Origin of the sequence: Burkholderia sp. MSMB2157WGS (assembly GCF_001532755.1) — a bacterium.
Classification (GTDB): Bacteria; Pseudomonadota; Gammaproteobacteria; order Burkholderiales; family Burkholderiaceae; genus Burkholderia.
Genome location: NZ_LPJG01000023.1, coordinates 1 through 1272 on the forward strand (window position 1 = coordinate 1; position 1272 = coordinate 1272).

General features: G+C 65.0%; 1 protein-coding gene. It reads right to left on the minus strand.

The window, feature by feature from the left end; all coding sequences use genetic code 11:
• A partial coding sequence (locus WT53_RS14970) for an APC family permease (RefSeq protein ID WP_060260416.1) occupies positions 1–1272 on the minus strand: 1272 nt, incomplete at both ends.

The window sequence follows — 1272 nt, forward strand, 5'->3', positions numbered from 1 at the left end:
CCCGTTGCGCAGCGTGCCTTCGCCTTGCAGGTTCGCGCCCGCGCCGACGTAGACGAGGTTCGCATAGCCGCAGATCGCGCCGCCGACCAGCAGCCACGTCGGGCAGCGGAACGGCCGATCCCAGTTGCCGCGATCCATCCGGTGAATCCAGCCGGACTGAAGATTCAGGAATACGAACAGCATGTAGCAGACGTTCGAGATCGACAGCACCGTCATGTAGTCCGACATCATCAGCAGCACGAGGTTGAAGCCGAGGTCGGTCCACATCGCGCGCGTCGGCGAGCCGTGCTCGTTCACGTGCGACAGGTACTTCGGCAGCCAGCCGTCGACCGACGCCTGGTACAGCGTGCGCGACGAGCCCATCATCGACGTCATCACGATCAGCAGGATCGACAGCATGAGCATCACGACCACCGCATTCGCGACCCACGCGCCGCCGCCGACGATCTTCGCCATCGCGGCCGCGACGCCGGTGCCGTTGCCGATCGCCGGATCGAGCATCGCCTGCGTGCCGAGCGCGCCCTGGAACGCCATCGGCACGAGCGTCATCACGATCAGACACAGCGCACCCGACCAGAAGATCGCCTTGGCGGTGTCGCGCCGCGGATCGCGGAATTCGCGCGTATAGCAGACGGCCGTCTCGAAACCGTACGACGCCCACCCGGCCATGAACATCGCGCCGAGCGCCATCGCCACGCCCTGCCCGTTCCACGAGCCGAAGGACGCGGCCGTGAGGTTGCCTTGTGCATCGTGACCGAGCGGCAACAGCGGCAGCAGGTTCGACATCGGCACGTCGCCGGTGACGAACGGCACGATGCCGACGATCAAAAGCGGGGTGAGCGATGCAATGCCGAGAATGCGCTGCGTGCGTGCAGCCTTCGACGCGCCGCTGTGCTGAAGCTTGAACGTGATGAGGAGCAGAATCGTCGCGATGATGAACGTCGCGTTGATCCGCAGCGAAAGCCCCGGCTTGATGAAACCGAGATCCGCGATCTTGAGCTGCCAGTGCAGCACCGCCGCATCGGCGGGAAAGAGACTCGTGAGCGCATAGCTCGCCGCGAGGCCGCAGCCCAGCGCGAGCATCGGCGACCACGCGAGCCAGTTGCACCACACGGAAACCGGGGCAATCAGTTTGCTGTAGCGAACCCAGCCGATCGCGCCGTACACGGACGCGCCGCCCGATTTATGAGGAAACAGCCCCGATATTTCCGCATAAGTCGCGCTTTGAATCAGGCCCATCGTGATCGCGGCGATCCAGATCGCCCACGCGGG